The sequence below is a fragment of the Phycicoccus sp. CSK15P-2 genome (assembly GCF_016888005.1).
Lineage (GTDB): Bacteria > Actinomycetota > Actinomycetes > Actinomycetales > Dermatophilaceae > Phycicoccus.
In genome coordinates, this window is record NZ_JAFDVE010000009.1 from 46150 (window position 1) to 67597 (window position 21448).

The window sequence follows — 21448 nt, forward strand, 5'->3', positions numbered from 1 at the left end:
CGGCCGACGGACGTGAGGAGCCGTGCACCGGGACGCCGCCCGTCCCGGACGGACGGACGGCGTCACCGATGACGACGGGTCAGGAGCAGGCGTCGGGGGTCGGGGGGTTGCCCGCACCCGGGGTGTAGCCCGCCTTGCCGAGGTTGTCGTCGACGGCTGCCTGCCAGGCGCCGTCCTCGACCATCTTGGTGATGGCGTCGGTGACCTGCTGGCAGAGCTCGGTGTCGCCCTTCTTCAGGCCGACGCCGTAGCGCTCCTCGGAGAAGGTGCTGCCGACGACCTTGAGCTTGCCCTCGTACTGGGGCTGGGCGGCGTAGCCGGCGAGGATGGTGTCGTCGGTCGTCAGGGCGTCGATGGCGCCGGAGACGAGCGCCGCGACGCACTCGGAGTACGTGCCGAACTCCTGGAGGTTGACCCCGGGCACCTCGTCCTGGACCTTCTGCGCCGACGTCGAGCCGGTGACCGAGCACAGCTTCTTGCCGTCGAGGGTGTCCGGGCCGGTGATCGAGGAGTCGTCGGCGCGCACGAGGAGGTCCTGGCCGGCGATGAAGTACGGGCCCGCGAAGGACACCTGTTCCTTGCGCTCGTCGGTGATGGAGTAGGTGGCGAAGATCAGCTTCACCTGGTCGGTCGAGATGAGGTTCTCGCGCTGCGCGCTCGGGGCCTGGACCCACTCGATGGCGTCCGCCTCGTAGCCGAGCTCCTTCGCGACGTACGTGGCGATGTCGACGTCCATGCCGGTGTAGTCGTTGCCCTGCTTGAGGCCGAGACCGGGCTGGTCGAACTTGATGCCGATCTTGATCGACTCGCTCCCGCCGTCGCCCGAGCCGCTGTCGCCGCCGTCGTCCGAGCCGCAGGCGCTCGCCGTCAGCGCGAGCACCGCCGCCGCCGCGACGAGTCCGATCCGAGTGCTTCTCATGTGTCGTGCTCCTCCTGTGTTCGCCGACCCGAGGGCCGGACCGGGTGCCCCCGTGCGAGGGCCCCGGGTGTCAGTGGGTGAGGATCTTGCCGAGGAAGTCCTTGGCGCGGTCGCTCTTGGGGTTGGTGAAGAACTCCTCCGGTTCGGCCTCCTCGACGATGGCGCCGTCGGAGAGGAAGACGACGCGGTTGGCCGCCTTGCGGGCGAAGCCCATCTCGTGGGTGACGACGACCATCGTCATGCCGCTCTCGGCGAGCTCGACCATGACGTCGAGGACCTCGGTGATCATCTCGGGGTCGAGCGCGGACGTGGGCTCGTCGAAGAGCATGACCTTGGGCTCCATGGCCAGCGAGCGGGCGATCGCGACGCGCTGCTGCTGGCCGCCGGAGAGCTGGGCCGGGTACTTGTGCGCCTGGTGGCCGATGCCGACCCGCTCGAGGAGCTCCATGGCGCGCTTCTCGGCCTCGGCCTTCTTCTGGCCACGGACCTTGATGGGTCCGAGGGTGACGTTCTCGAGGATCGTCTTGTGCGCGAAGAGGTTGAAGGACTGGAAGACCATCCCGACGTCCGAGCGAAGCTTCGCGAGCTCCTTGCCCTCCTCGGGGAGCTCCTTGCCGTCGATGGTGATCGAGCCGGACTCGAAGGTCTCGAGGCGGTTGATCGTGCGGCACAGGGTGGACTTCCCGGAGCCCGACGGACCGATGAGGATGACGACCTCTCCGCGTCCGACGGTGAGGTTGATGTCCTTGAGGACGTGGAGGTCACCGAAGTGCTTGTTGACGTCCTCGAGGACGACGAGAGGCTCGCTCATGCCGAGAACCTAGCGATGCCGGACCGCCGACGGTCAACAAGGTGAGAACGAATGGGGGCGATCGTGACCGTTCCGAGACCAAGACGCTCGTGCTGCTCGCGCATGGCACCAGGGGTGCGGGCGGCGGCATGATGGCGCCATGACCGTCTCCCCGGCCGCGGTCCGGGCGGCGCTCACGGACGCGGTGCCCGATGTCTACTGGATGGACCGTCCCGCGCTGCGCCCCGTCGCGCGGCCCGCGCTGACCGGCAGTGGCCTCCGTACGGACCTGGTGGTCGTCGGAGGCGGGTTCACCGGTCTGTGGGCCGCGGTCCAGGCGAAGGAGGACGACCCGTCCCGCGACGTCGTTCTGCTCGAGGCCGGCCGGTTCGGCATCGCGGCGTCCGGGCGCAACGGCGGTTTCGTCAGCCCGTCGCTCACCCACGGGCTGGCGCAGGGGGTGGCGTGCTGGCCGGACGAGATCGGGCGGCTCGAGCGGCTGGGCGCCGAGAACATGGCCGCGTTCATCGCCACACTGGAGCGCCACGGGGTGGATGCCGACCTCCACGTGCCGGGCGAGCTGACGACGGCGCTCACCGAGCACCAGGTGACCACGGTCCGCGAGCTGCACGACCTGCACCGCGAGCACGGCGTTCCGGTAGCCCTGCTCGACGCCGAGGCCACCCGGGCGCTCGTCGACTCGCCCCGGTACCTCGCCGGGATGCTCGACCCGACCGTTGGGCTCGTCGACCCGGCCCGGCTCGTCTGGGGTCTCGCGGACGTCGCCGAGCGGCTCGGGGTGCGGCTGCACGAGGACACCGCCGTCACCGGGCTCGACGTCGACGGGTCGGGGGTGCGGGTGTCCACCGAGTGGGGAGCCGTGACCGGGCGGCGCGTCGTCCTCGGCACCGGCGCCTTCCCCGGGCCGCTGCGGAGGCTGCGGTACTGGACGGTGCCGGTGTACGACCACGTCCTCATGTCCGAGCCGCTCAGCGCGACGCAGCTGGCCGAGGTCGGCTGGGAGGGGCGGGAGGGGATCACCGACGCCGGCAACCAGTTCCACTACTACCGGCGCACCCTCGATGACCGGGTGCTGTTCGGCGGCTACGACGCGAGCTACCACTTCCCGGGGCGGATCGACCCGCGTTACGAGCAGTCGCCGTCGCACGACCTGCTGGCCCGGCACTTCCTCGAGATCTTCCCGCAGCTGGAGGGCATCCGGTTCACCCACCGTTGGGCCGGGGTCATCGACACCACGACGCGGTTCACCCCGGTGTTCGGGACGGCGCTCGGCGGGCGGGTGTCGTACGCCGTGGGCTACACGGGCCTCGGCGTGGCGTCGACGCGGTTCGGGGCGCGGGTCGCGCTCGACCTCGTGGACGGCCGGGACACCGAGGCGACGCGGCTGTCGATGGTGCGCCGCAAGCCGCTGCCCTTCCCGCCGGAGCCGGTGCGCGGTGCGGGTATCCGTCTGACCCGGGCGGCGCTGGCCGCCGAGGACCGCACGGGGCGTCGTGGCCCGTGGCTCAGGGCCCTGGACCGGCTGGGTGTCGGCTTCGACAGCTGAGCGCTACGCGTCCGGGTCGGGTTCGCCGCCCAGGCGCTCGACGAGGGCGCGCAGCTCGGCGATCTGGTCCGACAGCTCGTGGACGTCCCGCCGCGTCGCGGCCTCGGACTCCTCCTCGATGTCCTGGACGCGCTCGATGAGCCAGCTCGCGAACGTCGCCGTCACGACACCGAGCAGGGCGATGCCGGCGAGCATGAGTCCCACCGCGACGACCCGGCCCTCGACCGTGACCGGGTAGGTGTCGCCGTACCCGACCGTCGTGACGGTCACGGTCGCCCACCACAGGGCGTCGCCGACGTTCGCGATGGTGGCGTCGGGGGCGCCGCGTTCGGCGTCGAGCATGGCGAGCGCGGCGACGACGATGACCGTCAGGGTGCCGCCGACGACGTAGACGGCGACCCGCCCGCGCAGTGACCCGCCGGCCTTGCGGTTGAGGACCCCGAGCAGCGTGACCAGCCGCAGCAGCTGCAACGGCCGGAGCAGGGGGAGCAGGACGACCGCGAGGTCCAGCAGGTTGCCGCGCACGAACGTCAGCCGCTGCTCGGCGAGGGCGAGCCGGACGCCGTAGTCGACGATGAAGACGGCCCACGCCACGAGTGACGCCATCTCCAGGGCGAACACCGTCTGCTGCGACAGCGACGGCTGCAGGATGGGCCACGCGTAGGCCACGAGGAAGACGGCGGCGCCGATGGTCAGCGGCCACTCCGTGCGGCGTTCCCAGAGCTCGCGGCGGTGGTCGTTCTGCATGCCGTCATGCTGTCACGGCACCGCGCGGCCGGGGTCAGGCGTCGAACGTCGCCCGGAGGGCCTCGGCGATCTGGTGGGGGCACCGCGCCGGGGCGGCGAAGGGCAGGTCGATGCGATGGGCCCCTCGAGCGTCGACCCACGAGACCTCGGCGCCCAGCTCGTCGACGGAGGTCAGCTCGGCCGCGGCGACCGCCTCGACGGGGATGGCCATCCGGCGCGCGACGAAGGCGCGGACCTCGGTGCCGTGGCACTCGCGCGAGTGAGCCACGAAGGCGTCGGCGACCGACGGAAGGTCGGGGGCCGTCTCGACCGCACCGTCGTACGCGGCCAGTGGGACCACGGCGCCCCTGGTGTCCGACTCACCGCTGTGGACGCTGACGAACAGGGGGACCAGGCGCACCTCCATCCTGGGGACCGGGAGGTGGAGATGGATGTCGGCGACGGCGAGACTGCCGGAGAGCCGGACCCAGGTGCCGGGAGGCCCGGCGACGTCACTGCGCACCTTGAGGACGGCTCCGGCTCCGGCGCGTGCCGCTCCGGCGAGTGCGGAGTCGATCGAGCAGTGGACGGTGGGCATTCCCTCGACGTCGGACAGGGCGAGAATGCCGTCGTCGTGCCCCGTGCGGTTCACGTCGTCGACGGCGAGTGTCGCCTCCATGGGGGTGCGGACAGCAGCTCGCGCCCAGCGGGCGAGCTCGTGCACGGTGCGTGTGGTAGCCACGGACTGCTCCTTGGTTAGGTCATCCTAACTAAGGATAACCTTACCTGACGATCGGGAGTCCACGCAGACGGCCCGGGCCAGCGGTGGCACGCGCGCTCGGCTCCGTTCTCCCACTCGTCAAAGTCATGAGATGCCAAGAAAATGTCAAAATATTGCACTCTGCTGTTGTCTGCTTGCTATGCCCGCGCGTAGCGTCCTCGGTCAGGTGGACAGTCGTCCACCAGGTCACGACGGCGTGGCACCATTCGGGTCGGTGCACCGCATGAACAAGGGACAGGGTGGTACACCACGATGGAGACACGACGTCGACGGGTCCGGCCGCTCGGTGCAGCGATCGCGGTCGTGACCGCGCTGCTGGTGACCTCGGGGGTGTCCTTCGGTGCGGCGGCGTCCGCCGCACCGGTCGACCTGGCTGCTGGACGTGCCACCGGAGAGTCCAGCCACGCGGACGTGTACCCGTCCTCGAACATCACCGACGGGGACCGCGCGACCTACTGGGAGAGCGCGAACAGGTCGTTCCCGCAGTGGGTTCAGGTGGACCTCGGCCGGAGCGCGACCGTGCAGAGCCTGCGCCTGCAGCTGCCGGCCGGATGGGAGGCGCGGAGCCAGACCATCGCGGTGTCGGCCGGTGCCGGCGGGTCCGCACTCTCCACCGTGAAGGCGGCTGCCGACTACACCTTCGCTCCGGTGTCCGGCAACACCGTCGAGATCGACGTCCCGGATCTCGACGCCCGGGTCGTCCGCCTGACCTTCACCGCCAACACCGTGTGGCCGGCGGGTCAGCTCTCCGAGCTGCAGGTGCTGGGCACGGAGGATGCGTCCCCGACCCCCTCGCCCACACCGTCGGGCGGGTCGGTCGTCGAGCTGGCACGGGGCAAGAGCATCAGTGCGTCGTCGACTCAGCAGACCTATGTCGCCGCACACGCCAACGACGGTAACCGGACGACCTACTGGGAGGGCGCCGCCGGGCAGTACCCGTCGACCCTCACCGTGGCTCTCGGCGCCCCGGCATCGCTCGACCGCCTCACCATCGCTCTCAACCCGGACCAGGCATGGTCGCCTCGGGCCCAGACCCTGTCGGTCCTCGGGCGAACGAGCGGCTCCACAGAGTTGCGGACGCTCACAGCCGGAGACACCTACTCCTTCGACCCGTCCACCGGCAACACGGTGACGATCCCGGTCAGCGGTGCGGACATCTCGGAGGTCCGGCTCCGCTTCACCGCGAACACCGGGGCAGGCAACGGGCAGGTCGCGGAGCTCGAGGTGTGGGGCACCCCGGCCCCGACGCCGGACCTCACGGTCTCGTCGGTCACGTCGTCCCCGGAGAGCCCGACCGAGTCGAGTGAGCTGACGCTGTCCGCGACCGTGGAGAACGTCGGTACCGCGGGATCGTCGCCGAGCTCGGTGCGCTTCTCCGTCGACGACGCCGATGTCGACACCACCGCGGTTCCTGCGCTGGAGCCTGGTGGTTCCGCCACCGTGAGCGTGTCCGCACCGGCGCAGCCTGCCGGTAGTCACACCGTCACCGCCATGGTCGACCCGGACGAGGAGGAGGCCGAGCTCGACGAGTCGAACAACACCGGTAGCGCCCCGGTCGCGGTCGCCGAGACCCCCAGCGCGGACCTCGTGCCGGTCCTGACGTTCTCGCCCCAGGCGCCTCGAGCCGGCCAGACAGTGACCTTCTCGGTGGCGGTCCGCAACGTCGGCTCCCGGGCGACGTCCTCGGATCCGCACGCCGTCACCGTGCGGATCGCGGGTGGCTCGGGCTCCGACAGGACCCTGACCGGGTCGGTCGCCGGGGCGATCGCTCCGGGCGCGACGAGCCCGGCCGTCGACGTCGGCTCGTGGAGGGCTGCTGACGGCAGCTGGTCCGTGACGACGACGGTGGCCGACGACGACAACGAGATCGCCGCCCGGCGGGGCAACAACACCGGGACCACTCCGCTGCTCGTGGGTCGCGGCGCCAGCGTGCCGTGGACCGAGCTCGAGGCAGAGGACGGCACCGCCGGTGGGGGTGCGACCGTCGTCGGCCCCAACCGCACCGTGGGGGACCTCGCCGGAGAGGCGTCCGGCCGACGGGCGGTGGTCCTCGACGCAACGGGGGAGTACGTGGAGTGGACGACCCCGGTGGCGACCAACACCCTCGTGGCCCGGTTCGCCATGCCGGACGCTCCGGGCGGCGGTGGTATCGACTCGTCGATCAACCTCTACGTCGACGGCCGGTTCGTACGCTCCATCCCGTTGACCAGCCGGTACGCCTGGGTCTACGGGAACGAGACCAACCCGGGCAACACCCCGGTGGAGAACCAGCAGCGGCACATCTACGACGAGGCGAACGTGCTCCTGGACTCCACGGTGCCCGCCGGAGCCCGGATCAGGCTGCAGAAGGACCAGGCGAACTCCGCGGCCTACTACTCGCTGGACTTCGTCGACCTCGAGGAGGTCGCCCCGGTCGCGAACCCCGACCCCACGAGGTACGTCGAGCCTCGCGGCAGGGACCAGCAGGCCATCCAGGCCGCCATCGACACGGTCATCCAGGACCCCGGCAAGGCCGGTGTCTACCTCCCGGCGGGCACCTACACGATGGGGAACAAGGCCCAGGTTTACGGACGCGCGATGACGATCACCGGGGCCGGGCCGTGGTACACGCGGATCACCGCTGCGCCGGGCAGCTCGAACACCGACATCGGCTTCAACGGGCAGTCGGGAGCGAGCGGGTCGACGTTCTCCCAGATGGGGTTCTTCGGCAACTACGTACAGCGCATCGACGGGCCGGGCAAGGCGTTCGACCTCACCAACGTCTCGGACATGACGATCTCGGACGTCTGGGTGGAGCACATGGTGTGCATGTTCTGGGCGTCGAACATCGACGACTCGACGGTGACCGACTCACGCATCCGCAACACCTGGGCCGACGGCATCAACATGACCAACGGCAGCTCCGGCAACACGATCCGGAACATCGAGGCGCGGACCACGGGTGACGACTCGTTCGCCATGTTCGCAGCCACCGACAACGGGGGCTCGGGCCAGTCCGGCAACGTGTTCGAGAACCTCACGTCACGCCTGACCTGGCGCGCCGCGGGGCTGGCGGTGTACGGCGGGTCGGACAACACCGTGCGCAACATGCGGATCGCCGACACCCTGGTCTACTCAGGGGTGACGATCTCCTCGCTCGACTTCGGCATCCCGATGGAGGGCTTCAGCGGCACCACGATCTTCGACGGCATCACCATCGAACGGTCGGGCGGCCACTTCTGGGGCTCGCAGACCTTCCCCGGCATGTGGCTGTTCTCGGCGCAGAAGACGTTCACGGGCATCCGGGTGCGCAACGTCGACATCGTCGACCCCACCTACTCGGGGATCATGTTCCAGACCAACTACTCCGGCGGGTCGGCGCAGCAGCCCATCCGGGACACGACCTTCGAGAACGTCACGATCACCGGGGCGCACAAGAGCGGCGACGCGTTCGACGCGAAGTCCGGTTTCGGCATCTGGGCGAACGAGATGCCCGAGCAGGGCCAAGGCCCTGCGGTCGGCTCGGCGACCTTCACGAACCTGGAGCTCTCCGACAACGCGCAGGACATCCGCAACACGACCTCGACGTTCACCATCACCGTGAACTGAAGCGGGCTGTGGGTGGGGCGTGTCGGGCTTGAACCGACGACCGGCGGATTATGAGTCCGCTGCTCTGACCGACTGAGCTAACGCCCCTCGCGCGGCGGGTGCCGCGGCTCGGTGAGCCTATCGTCGGCCAGCCCGGCGCCGGCCGGAGCATCGGACAGGCAACACCCGACGCGACGGGGACCGGGGGAGGTGTCGACCAGGATCGAGGCGGGACGGGACCGAGACCGCCCGTCGCGAGGGGGTTTATGCCTGTCGGAGCGGACGTTGCGGCCGGCGCCGGGAGGTCACAGGGTCGCCCGACGACCGCGACAGGTCCGGCACAGACCACCGGCCGACCGTGGTGTCAGCAGGTCCCCGACGACGAAGGAGCTCTCATGGACCGCAACACCAAGACCATGGCCATCGGCGGTGTCGGCATCGCCGCCGCCGTCGCCCTCGGCCTGACCGGCGCCGCGCTCGCCAACGCCGACGACACCTCCCGCACGGCCGCGTCCTCCTCGGCGAGCGCCGGCTCGGGCGCGCAGGCCAACGGCAGCGGCAGCACCGACACCCTCCCGGAGGGCGGTGAGCCCGGCGGGAGCGGCACGAGCGGTGGCCCGCAGGGCCAGGGCGGCGGCCCCGGGATGGACGGCGGCGGCACCCTGACCGCCGACGCCGCGAGCAAGGCGGTCGAGGCGGCCCAGGGCGAGCTCGACGGCGGTACCGTCACCGGCGTCCGCGCCATGTCCGACGGCACCTACGAGGTGACCGTCACGAACGACTCCGGCCGTGTCGACGTCCTCGTCAGCGCCGACTTCGAGGTCACCGGCACCGAGGAGCACGGCCAGGGCGGCCCCGGCGGGACGCGTGGCGGCGACGGCGGGCCCGGAGGGCAGCAGGGGCAGTCGAGCGACCCGAGCGACGCCAACGGCACGGGCAGCACGACGGGAGCGACGACCTCGACGGTCTGACCCGGACGCCCTCCCGTCCTCCACACCCGCACCGGGACCACGTGATTCGTGGGATTCCTGGTGCGGGTGCGGTGTGTGGTGCACAATGGCCGTGACAACCGGTTCGTCCACGACGGGCCCGTACAGCTGAAGCACCGGCAGCACGCACCGGTCTCGCACGCGCGACGGCGTTGGGGAAGACGTCCACCGCACGTGAAGGAGACCAGGATGTCTGTCGCGATGCCGCGCACCGCAACCAGGGGAGTGGTCTACGTCCACTCGACCCCCAAGGCGTTGTGCCCGCATGTGGTCTGGGCGATCGAGGGAGTCCTCGGCGCCCGCGTCAGCGTGCACTGGACCGACCAGCCCGCAGCCCCCGGCATGGTGCGCGCCGAGCTCAGCTGGGCCGGCGAGTCCGGCACGGGCGCCCTGCTCGCCAGCGCTCTGCGGGGCTGGGACCACCTGCGCTACGAGGTCACCGAGGAGCCGAGCCCCGGCTGCGACGGCTCGCGCTGGTCGCACACGCCCCGGCTCGGCATCCACCACACCTGGACCTCCGCCAACGGCGACGCGGTCGTCAACGAGGACCGCCTCCGCGAGGTCGTCGCGCTCGCCCAGGGCAGCCCGGACGCCATGGCCGAGATGCTCGAGGAGCTGCTCGGGGCCGAGTGGGACGAGGAGCTCGAGCCGTTCCGCTACGCCGGCGAGGGCGCGCCGGTGCGCTGGCTGCACAAGGTCGGCTGACCGACAGAACGGCTCCGCGGGCGCAGGGTGGCCGCGGCACGAGGCGGGAGACCGGGCCGGCTACCGGAGCCGTTCCACGAAGCGGGTGCCCAGGGTGTCCCGCAGGAGGGCGAGCCCGTCAGCCCCGAGGAGCTCGATGGGGACCGCCCACGCCCGTTCTGCCCCGGCCTGGTCGAGGAGCAACACGCCGCGGACGTAGCGGGCCCGCGTGACGGTGGCGGGGTCGACGACGACCTCGTGAGACGGCAGGACGAACGTGAACCGCTCGGGGGTGTACTCCGCCGACACGAGCGTGCCCACCGAGCAGCGGAGCTCGACCTGCTGGCGCATATCGCGACGCAGCGTCCGCTTCGCGTGCCAGAGGTCGAAGCCCGTCAGGAGTGCAAAAACGCCGAGGAACGCCGTCGTGCCGCGGACCGTCCCCGCGAGGCCGTCGGTGCGTCCCAGGGCATGGAGGACGACCACGAGGGCGAGGAACACCGCGGCGACGAGCACGTGGTGCACCGTGAACCGCCGCCAGTACCCCGGCGCGCCCTCGATGTCCTCGACGAGGACGGACGACTCCCGGGCGATGACCTCACGGGTGCTCACGTACGACGCCGAGGCCCGCCGCTCCGCGACGCCGCCGACACCGTCGTTCGTCCCGTCCTGCACGGCGACAGGGTAACGGCGGCCCGGGCCGCCCGTGCGGCTTCGGCCCGATGCGGGCTCAGACGCTCTTGATGACGAGGGCGACGTTGTGGCCGCCGAATCCGAACGAGTTGTTGAGCGCGGCGATGTCACCGTCGGGCAGCGAGCGGTGCTCGCCCCGGATGACGTCGAGGTCGATCTTCGGGTCGAGCTCGTCGATGTTGACCGCAGCGGGCGCCGTGCGGTGGTGCACCGACAGCACGGTGAGCAGTCCCTCGAGCGCGCCGGCCGCCCCGAGCAGGTGCCCGGTCATCGACTTCGTGGCGCTGACGCACATCCCGTCCGCGGCGGCGCCGAAGGCCCGCCGGATGGCGTTGGCCTCGGCAATGTCACCCACGGGGGTCGACGTGGCGTGTGCGTTGATGTGGCTGATGTCGGCGTCGGTGAGACCTGCCCGCTCGACCGCCTCCTGCATCGCGCGGCTCGCCCCGGCACCCTCCGGCTCGGGCGCGGTGATGTGGTGGGCGTCGGCGGACATGCCGATCGAGGCGAACTCCGCGTAGATCCGCGCGCCACGCGCGACGGCGTGCTCGTACTCCTCGAGCACCATGACCGCGGCGCCTTCACCCATGACGAAGCCGTCCCGGCCGGTGTCGTAGGGCCGGGACGCGGCCATGGGGTCGTCGTTGCGGGTCGACAGGGCCTGCATCTGGGAGAACCCGGCGAAGCAGAGCGGGTGCATCGCCGCCTCCGTGCCTCCCGCCACGACGATGTCGGCCCGGCCGGCGCGGATCATCTCGAACCCGGTCCCCATCGACTCGGCGCCGGAGGCACAGGCGGAGACCGTCGTGTGCGCCCCGGCGCGCGCGCCGAGCAGCAGCGAGACGTTGCCCGAGGACGTGTTCGGCATGAGCATCGGGACCGCGAGCGGGAAGACCCGGCGCGGACCCTTCTCGCGCAGCGTGTCCCACTGGTCGAGGAGGGTCCACACACCGCCGATGCCGGTACCGATCGCCACGCCGAGGCGCAGCGGGTCGACCTCCGGCGAGCCGGCGTCCTCCATCGCGGACTGCGAGGCGATGACGGCGTACTGCGCGCTGGGGTCCATCCGGCGCAGCTGGACCTTGCTCAGCACCTCGGCCGGGTCCTGCGCGATCGAGGCGGCGAAGTGGACCGGCAGCTCGTACCTCTCGACCATCTCCGAGGGGAGCGGCTTGGCTCCGGACCGGCCGGCGAGGATGCCCTCCCACGTCTCGGCGATGGTGCCGCCGAGGGGCGTGGTGGCACCGAGTCCGGTGACGACGACGCGACGCTCGCTCATGGTGCTGATGCTCCTTGTGGGTGCGGGGTGGAACGGCGCGGGCCCGGCCTCCGCGGTCGGCGTGAGGCCGGGCCTGCGCTCAGCCCTGGTTGGACTGGATGTAGCTGACCGCGTCGCCGACCGTCGTGAGGTTCTTGACCTCGTCGTCGGGGATGCGCACGCCGAACTTCTCCTCGGCGTTGACGACGATGGTCATCATCGACAGCGAGTCGATGTCGAGGTCGTCGGTGAAGGACTTCTCCATCTGCACGTCGGAGGGGTCCAGGCCCGTCTCCTCGTTGACGATCTCGGCCAGGCCGCTGAGGATCTCCTGCTGGTCTGCCACTGCTCTCTCCTTCTGTGGGGGATGCGGTACTTCTCGGCCCGGGTGACCCGTGGGCCCACGGGAGGTCAGGGGATGACGACGACCTGCGCGGCGTAGGACAGCCCGGCGCCGAAGCCGATCTGCAGTGCGAGGCCACCGCTCGGGATCTCACCGTGCCGGACCATCCGCTCCATGGCCAGCGGGATCGACGCCGCCGACGTGTTGCCCGTGTACGCGATGTCGCGGGCGATGGGGAGGTCGGCCGGCAGCCCCAGCTGCTTGGCCATCGCGTCGACGATCCGCACGTTCGCCTGGTGCGGGATGAAGGCGTCGAGCTGGTCGACGGTGACCCCGGCGGCGTCCATCGCCTTCCGGGCGACCGGCGCCATGCCCCAGACGGCCCAGCGGAAGACGGTCTGCCCGGCCATCCCGATGTGCGGCCAGCCGAGGTTCTTCTCGTGGACGTCGATCCAGCTCTCCGTCTGCGAGATGGCCTCCCACTGCGCTCCGTCGGAGCCCCAGACCGTCGGCCCGATGCCCGGCGACTCGGAGCGGCTGACGACCGCCGCGCCCGCGCCGTCGGCGAAGATGAACGCCGTGCCCCGGTCGTCCGGGCTGGTGAAGTCGGAGAGGCGCTCGACCCCGACGACGAGCACGTGCTGTGCCGTGCCGGCGCGCACCATGTCGGTGGCCAGCGAGACCGCGTGGCAATACCCGGCACACGCGGCCGAGATGTCGAACGCCGCCGCCTTCGACCCCAGCCGCTCGGCGATCATCGGCGCTGCGGCAGGGGTCTGGTACGGCCAGCTGACCGTCGCGACGATCACGGCGTCCAGCTGCCCGGCCTCGATCCCGGCCATGGCCAGCGCCGGCTCGGTGGCGAAGACGGACATGTCGACGACCGACTCGCCCTCGCCGGCGAAACGCCGCTCGATGATGCCGGAGCGCTCGCGGACCCACTCGTCCGAGGAGTCGATGCGCTCGACGATCTCCGAGTTCGGCACCACACGCTTCGGGCGGTAGCCGCCGATGCCGGTGATCGTGGCGTGGGAGACCGGGCTGGTGCGCAGCTCGCCGGCGAAGCCCTTGGGGGTGACGGTCATGCGGAGTGCTCCTCGATCAGGGTGCGGGCGGCGTCGAGGTCGTCGGGGGTCCTGACCGCGAGGAGCTCGACGCCCTTGAGCGCTCGCTTGGCGAGCCCGACGAGGGTGCCGGCCGGCGGCACCTCGATGACGGCGGTGACGCCGAGGTCGGCGAACTGCTCCATGCAGAGGTCCCAGCGGACCGGGTTGGAGACCTGGGCGACGAGGCGGTCCAGGACCTCGCGGCCACCGGTGACGACCTCGCCGTCGCGGTTCGACACGAGCGGGACCCGTGCGTCGGCGGGGGAGAGGCCGGCCGCGGCCGCCTCGAGCGCCTCGACCGCCGGCTGCATGTAGGCCGTGTGGAACGCGCCGGCGACCTTGAGGGGGATGACCCGGGCCTTGGCCGGCGGCTCCTCGGCCAGTCCGGCGAGGGTGTCCAGCGCGCCGGCCGCGACGACCTGGCCGGCGCCGTTGACGTTGGCGGGGGTGAGGTCGCGGGCCTCGATCGCGGCGAGGACCTCGTCCGGGTCGCCGCCGAGCACCGCGCTCATGCCGGTGGCTGTCACCGCGCTGGCCTCGGCCATCCCGCGGCCGCGCATGGCGACGAGGCGCATCGCGTCCTCCTCGGGGAGGACGCCGGCCGCCGCGGCGGCGGTGACCTCACCGACCGAGTGGCCGGACAGGGCCCCGGCGCCGTCGACCCCGCCGAGGGCGCGCAGCGCGAGCAGCCCGGCCCCGACGAGCAGCGGCTGGGCCACGGCGGTGTCCTTGATCGTGTCCTCGTCGGAGGTGGTGCCGTGGGCGACGAGATCGACCTCGGCGGCCTCGGAGAGCGCGGTCAGGTGCTCACGGGCGCCGGGGGGCTCGAGCCACGGGGCGAGGAAGCCCGGGGTCTGCGAGCCCTGACCGGGGCAGACGATGACGATCACGTGTCGAGCATGGCGTGCCGGGCGTGACCCTCTCCCGACGAAGAGGGACGAACCTGGCGGGCGCGATTTGTAGGGATCCCACAGTTGCGGTGTGCGCGGTCATCGTGGTGTGGTCCGGGTCGCCGGGCCGAGGCGGTGGAAGGCGAGGGCGGTGCGCACGGTCTGCGCGTCGTGCGGGTCGGTGAGGTCGTAGCCCGTCGCCTTCTCGATGCTCGCGAGCCGGTAGCGCACCGTGTTGGCGTGCACGATGAGCGTCCGGGCCGTGCCCTCGACGCCGAGCCCGTCGTCGAGGTAGGCGGCCGCGGTGGCCAGCAGGGCGCCTCCGCTCGCCTCCTCGAGCGGCCGGACGATCCGCTGGGCGAGAGCGTGCCGTGCGGGCAGGTCGGCGAGCAGGGCACGTTCGGCGAGGAGGTCGTCGGCATGGACCGGACGGGGCGCGGCCGGCCAGGCGCGAGCGGCCGTGTGGCCCGAGATGGCCGCACGCGCGCTGCGCCCCGCGGCGAACAGGTGCGGCACCGTGGGGCCCACGACGAGTGGCCCGTCGCCGAGCTGTGGGTCGAGCGAGGTCGCGAGCGCCATCGGGTCGGCGACCCGGCCCCCGATGCAGACGACGCGCGGGCCGTGGATGGCGACGAGGAGCTCCAGGCCCGTGCGGCGCGCGGTGCGGTGCAGCTCGTCGACCACGGGACCGCTCGCGCCGCGTGGGGTGGAGCCGACGACGACCGCGACGTCCGTGACGTCGCCCCAGCCGAGTCCGGCCGCCCGGGACTGCATCGACTCGTCGGCCTCACCCCGGATGACCGCGTCGACGACGAGGGACTCGAGCCGGGCGTCCCACGCGCCGCGGGACTCGGCGGCCTCCGCGTAGACCTCGGCCGCCGCGAACGCCACCTCACGGCTGTAGCGCAGGACGGCCTCGCGGGCGAGGTCGGCCTCGCCTGGCGCGGCGAGCCCGGCGATCTCGCGCTCGACGACGCCGATGACCGTGCGCATGAGGTCGAGGGTCTGGGCGAGCGAGATGGACCGGGTCAGCTCACGGGGCGCGGTGCCGAAGACGTCCGCGATGACCGCCGGGGTGCGTTGGTCGCCGCCGAACCAGTCGACGAAGCTCGTGATGCCGGCCTGGGCGACCAGCCCCACCCACGAACGGTTCTCCGCCGACAGCGCCCGGAACCACTCGTGGTCGGCCTCCATCTGTTTGACCGCGAGAGCTCCGAGGTCACCCGCGGCACGGGTCACCCGGGCGCGGGTGTCGGCGGAGGAGGCGGTGGTCATCCCCGCAGTGTATTTGTGCGGCCCGGACAAGCGAGCGCTCAGTCGGTGCCGAGCTCCATCGCCGCGCGGTCGAGCGCGTCCTCCTCGTCCCCGTCGACCGCCGGGTTGTCCGTGATGCGGTCGTAGCCACCGGCAGGGAGCTCGCCGAACAGCGTGCCGTTCTCGACGAGCAGCTGCCCCTGGTCGACGGGCTGGTTCGCGTACAGCTCGAGCTTGGCGCGGCTGTCGGCGATGTCGAGGTTGCGCATCGTCAGCTGGCCGATGCGGTCCATCGGCCCGAACGGGGCGTTCTCGACGCGCTCCATCGAGAGCCGGTCGGGGTGGTAGCTGAAGTTCTCGCCGCGAGTGTCGAGGACGGTGTAGTCGTCGCCCCGCCGCAGCCGGAGGGTCACCTCGCCGGTGACGACCGAGGCGATCCAGCGCTGGACGGACTCGCGCAGCATGAGGCTCTGCGGGTCGAGCCAGCGCCCCTCGTAGAGCAGCCGGCCGAGGCGGCGGCCCTCCTGGTGGTAGCTCGTGATCGTGTCCTCGTTGTGGACGGCGTTGAGCAGGCGCTCGTAGGCGATGTGGAGCAGCGCCATCCCTGGTGCCTCGTAGATGCCGCGGGACTTGGCCTCGATGATCCGGTTCTCGATCTGGTCCGACATCCCGAGGCCGTGCCGGCCACCGATCGTGTTCGCCTCACGGACCAGTGCGACGGGGTCGAGCCGGAGGCCGTTGACGGCCACCGGGCGGCCCTCGACGAACGACACCGTGACGTCCTCGGAGTCGATGCTCACGGCGGGGTCCCAGAAGCGCACGCCCATGATCGGCTCGACGACCTCGAGCGAGGTGTCGAGGTGCTCGAGCGTCTTCGCCTCGTGCGTCGCACCCCAGATGTTGGCGTCGGTCGAGTACGCCTTCTCCTGGCTGTCCCGGTAGGGCAGGGCGCGCTCGGTGAGCCACGCGCTCATCTCGTGGCGGCCGCCGAGCTCGGCGACGAAGTCGGCGTCGAGCCACGGCTTGTAGATGCGCAGGTCGGGGTTGGCGAGCAGCCCGTAGCGGTAGAACCGCTCGATGTCGTTGCCCTTGAAGGTCGAGCCGTCACCCCAGATCTGCACGTCGTCGGCCTGCATCGCGCGCACCAGGAGTGTGCCGGTGACCGCCCGGCCGAGCGGGGTGGTGTTGAAGTAGGTCTTGCCACCGCTGCGGATGTGGAAGGCGCCGCAGGCGATGGCGGACAGGCCCTCCTCGACGAGCGCGGCACGGCAGTCGACGAGCCGGGCGACCTCGGCCCCGTACTGCCCGGCACGGCCCGGCACGGTGTCGATCTCGGGCTCGTCGTACTGGCCCAGGTCGGCCGTGTACGTGCACGGGACCGCACCCTTCTCGCGCATCCACGCGACGGCGACGGAGGTGTCGAGACCCCCCGAGAAGGCGATGCCGACGCGCTCGCCGACGGGCAGGGAGGTGAGGACCTTGGACACGGTGCAAGTATATGCAGGACTCCGAATATCTACAAAGACGACGCTCGTGTGTCGGGTGGTCTTCGCCGACCCGACGGCCAACGGTCACGTGGACGTGGGCCGCCGTTCGCCCGTCGCTCCCTAGCGTCGAAGCCATGATCCGACGCCTGACAGGAGTCGCCGTGACCATGCTCGCTCTCGGAGCCCTCGCCGTCCCGTCCGCAGCGACGGCGTCGGCCGGCCACCAGGACCCGCGCCACGCCGCGCAGCCCCTCGTCATCGCCCACCGCGGCGCGTCGGGCTACCGCCCCGAGCACACCCTCGCCGCCTACGAGCTCGCCGTACGGATGGGGGCCGACGTCATCGAGCCCGACCTCGTCATGACCAAGGACGGGGTCCTCGTGGACCGCCACGAGCCGGAGATCAGCGGGACGACCGACGTCGCCTCGCACCCGGAGTTCGCGGACCGCCGCACCAGCAGGACGGTGGACGGCGAGGCGGTCACGGGCTGGTTCGTCGAGGACTTCACCCTCGGCGAGCTGCGGACGCTGCGCGCGGTCGAGCGGCTCCCCGACCTGCGCCCCGACAGTGCCGCGTACGACGGCGCGTACCCCGTGCCGACGTTCGAGGAGGTCCTGCGGCTGCGGGCTCGGCTCAGCCGCCAGTACCACCGGAGCATCGGGATCATCCCGGAGATCAAGCACTCCACGTACCTGCACGCCGCCGGTCTGGACCCCGAGCGGGCCCTCGTCCGGGCCGTGACCCGCGCCGGGCTCAACCACCGGGACGCCCCGCTGTGGACGCAGTCGTTCGAGTGGACCAACCTCGTGGCCCTGCGCGAGCGCCACCACTACCGTGCCCGCCTCGTGTTCCTCGCGAGCCGCACGGGTGGTCCGTACGACCTGGAGGCCGCCGGCGTGCCTCGGACCTACGAGGAGATGCTCTCGGCGCGCTCCCTGCGGCGGCTCGCCAGGACCGTGGACGCCATCGGTCCGGACAAGCGGCTCGTCATCCCGTGGGAGGCCGACGACAGCCTGGGGGGGCCGACCCGGCTCGTCACGGACGCACACGCCGCGGGGCTCGCGGTGACCCCCTGGACCTTCCGGGCGGAGAACACCTTTCTCCCTGCCGACCACCGGGTCGGCGCCGACCCGGCAGCGCACGGTCGGATGGCCGACGAGGTGCTGGAGTACCTGCGCGCCGGGGTCGACGGCGTCTTCTGCGACCAGCCGGACGTCTGCGTCGCCGCCCGGGAGAGGCTGAGGGGTCGCGCGGCCGGGTGAGACGGGAGCGGACGACCGGCCTGCACGGGCGACGCGCCGCCCTGAACAGCAGTTCTTGACCGGTTCCAGAAAAGCCGCAATGCTGGGCGTCGATGTCCTCGACGTACGACCGGATGCTCCGTGACGCCGCGCTGCGCGTCACGCGGCCGCGCCTGGCCGTTCTCGGTGCCGTGCACGAGCACCCGCACGCCGACACCGACGCCATCACCCGCGTCGTCCGCGCGGGTCTCGGGGCCGTCTCGCACCAGGCCGTCTACGACGTCCTGCGCGTGCTCACGGATGCCGGCCTCATCCGCCGTATCCAGCCCCCGGGCTCCGTCGCACGCTACGAGTCGCGTGTGGGCGACAACCACCACCACGTCGTCTGCCGCGGCTGCGGCACGATCGCCGACGTCGACTGCGCCGTCGGGGAGGCCCCGTGCCTCACCGCGTCCGACGACCACGGCTTCACCATCGACGAGGCCGAGGTCGTGTACTGGGGCACCTGCTCCTCGTGCGCCACCACAGGCGCGTCCGACCACGATCCGTACCACCCGCATCGAACAGGAGATGGACCCACGTGACCGACCAGCACTCCGGCGTGACCCCGCAGGGCAGCGAGAGCGAGAACCCGGCGATCGACAGCCCCACGCCCGCCACCGGGGCCCGGCCCCGCACCAACCAGGACTGGTGGCCCGACCAGCTCGACCTGTCGGTCCTGCACACGAACAACGCCAAGGCCGACCCGCTCGGCGGCACGTTCGACTACGCCGAGGCGTTCGCCGGGCTCGACGTCGACGCCCTCAAGGCCGACCTCGTCGAGGTCATGCGCACCTCGCAGGACTGGTGGCCCTCGGACTTCGGGCACTACGGCCCGCTCTTCATCCGGATGAGCTGGCACGCCGCCGGCACCTACCGCGTCGAGGACGGCCGCGGAGGTGGTGGCCGCGGGCAGCAGCGGTTCGCCCCGCTCAACTCGTGGCCGGACAACGCCAACCTCGACAAGGCGCGCCGGCTCCTCTGGCCGGTCAAGCAGAAGTACGGCCAGGCCGTCTCCTGGGCCGACCTGCTCGTCCTCGCCGGCAACGTCGCGCTCGAGGACATGGGCTTCGAGACCTTCGGCTTCGGCTTCGGCCGCCCGGACGTCTGGGAGCCGGAGGAGGTCAACTGGGGCACCGAGGACACCTGGCTCGGCGACGCGCGCTACAGCGGCGACCGTGAGCTCACGCAGACCCTCGGCGCGGTCCAGATGGGCCTCATCTACGTCAACCCCGAGGGGCCGAACGGCGAGCCCGACCCCGTCAAGGCCGCGCGCGACATCCGCGAGACCTTCGGCCGGATGGCGATGAACGACGAGGAGACCGTCGCCCTCATCGCCGGCGGCCACAGCTTCGGCAAGACCCATGGCGCGGGAGACCCCGACCTCGTCGGCACCGAGCCGGAGGGCTGCCCCGTCCACGCGATGGGCCTGGGCTGGAAGAGCGAGCACGGCAGCGGCAAGGGCCGCGACGCCATCACCTCCGGTCTCGAGGTCACCTGGACCCAGACACCGACCCAGTGGAGCACCAAGTTCTTCGAGAACCTCTTCGGCTTCGAGTGGGAGCTGACCAAGAGCCCGGCCGGCGCGCACCAGTGGCAGCCGAAGGACGGGGCCGGGGCCGACACCGTCCCCGACCCGGAGGACGGCTCGCTGTCGCGTCCGCCGACGATGCTCACCACTGACCTCTCGCTGCGCTTCGACCCGGAGTACGAGAAGATCTCGCGGCGGTTCCACGAGAACCCCGAGGAGTTCCGGCTCGCCTTCGCCAAGGCCTGGTACAAGCTGCTCCACCGCGACATGGGCCCGGTCGAGCGGTTCCTCGGGCCGTGGGTGGCCGAGCCCCAGCTGTGGCAGGACCCCGTCCCGGCCCGCACGGGCGATGCGCTCACCGACGACGACGTCGCGCAGCTCAAGCAGGCGCTGCTCGACTCCGGCCTGACGGTGCAGCAGCTCGTGAGGACCGCGTGGGCCTCGGCGGCGTCGTTCCGGCGCACCGACATGCGCGGCGGGGCCAACGGCGCCCGGATCGCCCTCGAGCCGATGCGCTCCTGGGAGCTCAACGAGCCGGATGAGCTCGCCTCCGTCCTGTCGACGCTGGAGTCCGTGAAGAAGGACTTCGACGACGCGGGCGGCCGGTCCGTCTCGCTGGCCGACCTCATCGTCCTCGGCGGCTCCGCAGGGCTCGAGAAGGCGGCGAAGGACGCCGGGCACGAGCTCACCGTCCCCTTCACGCCGGGCCGTACCGACGCCACCCAGGAGATGACCGAGGTCGAGTCGGTCGCGTGGCTCGAGCCGCGTGCCGACGGCTTCCGCGGGTACCTGCGCTCCGGCGACAAGGCCCGTCCGGAACAGCTCCTCCTCGAGCGCGCCTTCATGCTCGGCCTCACCGCGCCGCAGATGACCGCTCTCGTCGGTGGTCTGCGGTCCGTGGGCGTCGGGGGCTCGCTCACCGAGACCCCCGGACAGCTGACGAACGGGTTCTTCTCCACCGTCCTGGCGCCGGGCGTCACGTGGTCCACCTCCGCCCAGGAGGACGTCTACGAGAGCAGCGACGGCCGCTGGAGCGCCGGAGCCGCCGACCTCGTCTTCGGCTCGCACGCCCAGCTGCGCGCGATCGCGGAGGTCTACGGCAGCGCCGACGGCGAGCAGCGGTTCCTCGACGACTTCGTCGCCGCGTGGGTCCAGGTCATGGAGAACGACCGGTTCGACCTCCACTCCTGACCCGAGCGCGACGACTGAGGGCCGGACGCCGTGCGGCGTCCGGCCCTCAGTCGCCGCCCGGCGTCAGCCCTCGTCGAGGAGGTCCTCGACCCGGCGCACCTTCGACTCCAGCATCCCGGTGTGCCCGGGGCGGATGTCGGCCTTGACGACGAGCGAGACCCGGGGCGAGTGCGCCGTCATCGCGTCGACGCACCGCTTGACGACGGCCATCACCTCGTCCCACTCGCCCTCGACGTTGGTGAACATCGAGTTGGTCTCGTGCGGCAGGCCGGACGCCCGGACGATGCGGACGACCTCGGCGACGGACTCGGCGTAGGAGCCGGACTCGTCGGGCGTACCGGCGATGCTGAACGCGACGATCATGGACGTTCCTCCGATGTCGGGGTCACGGT

19 protein-coding genes and 1 tRNA gene are annotated in these 21448 nt (G+C 71.6%); 7 read left to right on the forward strand and 13 right to left on the reverse strand.

What is annotated here, in order from left to right:
• Window positions 1–79 precede the first annotated feature (79 nt).
• Entirely contained in the window at window positions 80–919 is an 840-nt protein-coding gene (locus JQN72_RS05095; protein ID WP_204134088.1) for a glutamate ABC transporter substrate-binding protein, read from the reverse strand.
• 70 nt (window positions 920–989) lie between these two features.
• Window positions 990–1730, reverse strand: a complete 741-nt coding sequence (locus tag JQN72_RS05100) for an amino acid ABC transporter ATP-binding protein (RefSeq protein WP_204134089.1) — start codon at window positions 1728–1730, stop codon at window positions 990–992.
• 139 nt (window positions 1731–1869) lie between these two features.
• Here JQN72_RS05100 and JQN72_RS05105 point away from each other — a divergent pair, with 139 nt between their 5' ends.
• Window positions 1870–3276 (forward strand): FAD-binding oxidoreductase, encoded by a 1407-nt coding sequence (locus JQN72_RS05105; protein ID WP_204134090.1) that lies wholly within the window; start codon window positions 1870–1872, stop codon window positions 3274–3276.
• Between the two features lie 3 nt (window positions 3277–3279).
• Here the strand turns inward: JQN72_RS05105 and JQN72_RS05110 are convergent, their stop codons facing one another.
• Both JQN72_RS05110 and JQN72_RS05115 read right to left on the reverse strand, forming a co-directional pair.
• Window positions 3280–4023 (reverse strand): potassium channel family protein, encoded by a 744-nt coding sequence (locus tag JQN72_RS05110; protein WP_239100144.1) that lies wholly within the window; start codon window positions 4021–4023, stop codon window positions 3280–3282.
• Between the two features lie 34 nt (window positions 4024–4057).
• Window positions 4058–4744 carry a hypothetical protein gene (locus JQN72_RS05115; protein WP_204134091.1) on the reverse strand — a complete coding sequence of 229 codons (687 nt, stop codon included), beginning with the start codon at window positions 4742–4744 and terminating at the stop codon, window positions 4058–4060.
• Between the two features lie 342 nt (window positions 4745–5086).
• Between JQN72_RS05115 and JQN72_RS05120 the strand changes: the two genes are divergently transcribed.
• Entirely contained in the window at window positions 5087–8371 is a 3285-nt protein-coding gene (locus JQN72_RS05120; protein ID WP_307812427.1) for a CARDB domain-containing protein, read from the forward strand.
• Window positions 8372–8384: 13 nt separating this feature from the next.
• Here JQN72_RS05120 and JQN72_RS05125 read toward each other — a convergent pair.
• A tRNA-Ile gene (locus tag JQN72_RS05125) sits at window positions 8385–8458 on the reverse strand.
• Between the two features lie 287 nt (window positions 8459–8745).
• Between JQN72_RS05125 and JQN72_RS05130 the strand changes: the two genes are divergently transcribed.
• Both JQN72_RS05130 and JQN72_RS05135 read left to right on the forward strand, forming a co-directional pair.
• Window positions 8746–9321 carry a PepSY domain-containing protein gene (locus tag JQN72_RS05130; protein ID WP_204134093.1) on the forward strand — a complete coding sequence of 192 codons (576 nt, stop codon included), beginning with the start codon at window positions 8746–8748 and terminating at the stop codon, window positions 9319–9321.
• A 207-nt stretch (window positions 9322–9528) separates the two neighbouring features.
• The gene (locus JQN72_RS05135) at window positions 9529–10044 is read left to right on the forward strand and encodes a DUF3145 domain-containing protein (RefSeq protein WP_204134094.1); all 516 of its coding nucleotides are present in this window, start codon (window positions 9529–9531) and stop codon (window positions 10042–10044) included.
• Between the two features lie 60 nt (window positions 10045–10104).
• Here JQN72_RS05135 and JQN72_RS05140 read toward each other — a convergent pair whose 3' ends face one another.
• From JQN72_RS05140 to argG, 7 genes are all read right to left on the reverse strand, one after another.
• On the reverse strand, window positions 10105–10698 hold the full coding sequence (locus JQN72_RS05140; RefSeq protein ID WP_204134095.1) for a hypothetical protein: 594 nt from the start codon (window positions 10696–10698) through the stop codon (window positions 10105–10107).
• A 55-nt stretch (window positions 10699–10753) separates the two neighbouring features.
• Window positions 10754–11995 carry a beta-ketoacyl-ACP synthase II gene (gene fabF, locus JQN72_RS05145; protein WP_204134096.1) on the reverse strand — a complete coding sequence of 414 codons (1242 nt, stop codon included), beginning with the start codon at window positions 11993–11995 and terminating at the stop codon, window positions 10754–10756.
• A 79-nt stretch (window positions 11996–12074) separates the two neighbouring features.
• Window positions 12075–12320 (reverse strand): acyl carrier protein, encoded by a 246-nt coding sequence (locus tag JQN72_RS05150; protein WP_204134097.1) that lies wholly within the window; start codon window positions 12318–12320, stop codon window positions 12075–12077.
• Window positions 12321–12385: 65 nt separating this feature from the next.
• Entirely contained in the window at window positions 12386–13402 is a 1017-nt protein-coding gene (locus JQN72_RS05155; protein ID WP_204134098.1) for a beta-ketoacyl-ACP synthase III, read from the reverse strand.
• Window positions 13399–14313: an ACP S-malonyltransferase gene (locus JQN72_RS05160; RefSeq protein WP_204134099.1), complete on the reverse strand. Its 915-nt coding sequence runs from the start codon at window positions 14311–14313 to the stop codon at window positions 13399–13401. Before JQN72_RS05160 ends, JQN72_RS05155 begins: the two co-directional genes overlap by 4 nt.
• Window positions 14314–14412: 99 nt before the next feature.
• Window positions 14413–15588, reverse strand: a complete 1176-nt coding sequence (locus tag JQN72_RS05165) for a CdaR family transcriptional regulator (RefSeq protein ID WP_239100145.1) — start codon at window positions 15586–15588, stop codon at window positions 14413–14415.
• A gap of 38 nt (window positions 15589–15626) precedes the next feature.
• The gene (gene argG / locus JQN72_RS05170) at window positions 15627–17054 is read right to left on the reverse strand and encodes an argininosuccinate synthase (protein ID WP_204134100.1); all 1428 of its coding nucleotides are present in this window, start codon (window positions 17052–17054) and stop codon (window positions 15627–15629) included.
• Between the two features lie 134 nt (window positions 17055–17188).
• Here argG and JQN72_RS05175 point away from each other — a divergent pair, with 134 nt between their 5' ends.
• The 3 genes from JQN72_RS05175 (at window position 17189) to katG (ending at window position 21056) form a co-directional block, all read left to right on the forward strand.
• Complete coding sequence (locus JQN72_RS05175) at window positions 17189–18316, forward strand: glycerophosphodiester phosphodiesterase (RefSeq protein WP_204134101.1); 1128 nt, start codon at window positions 17189–17191, stop codon at window positions 18314–18316.
• Between the two features lie 92 nt (window positions 18317–18408).
• Entirely contained in the window at window positions 18409–18879 is a 471-nt protein-coding gene (locus JQN72_RS05180) for a Fur family transcriptional regulator (RefSeq protein WP_204134102.1), read from the forward strand.
• On the forward strand, window positions 18876–21056 hold the full coding sequence (gene katG / locus JQN72_RS05185; RefSeq protein WP_204134103.1) for a catalase/peroxidase HPI: 2181 nt from the start codon (window positions 18876–18878) through the stop codon (window positions 21054–21056). The genes JQN72_RS05180 and katG overlap by 4 nt, the downstream gene beginning before the upstream one ends.
• Window positions 21057–21119: 63 nt before the next feature.
• Here katG and JQN72_RS05190 read toward each other — a convergent pair whose 3' ends face one another.
• Entirely contained in the window at window positions 21120–21419 is a 300-nt protein-coding gene (locus JQN72_RS05190; RefSeq protein ID WP_204134104.1) for a thiamine-binding protein, read from the reverse strand.
• Window positions 21420–21448 lie beyond the last annotated feature (29 nt).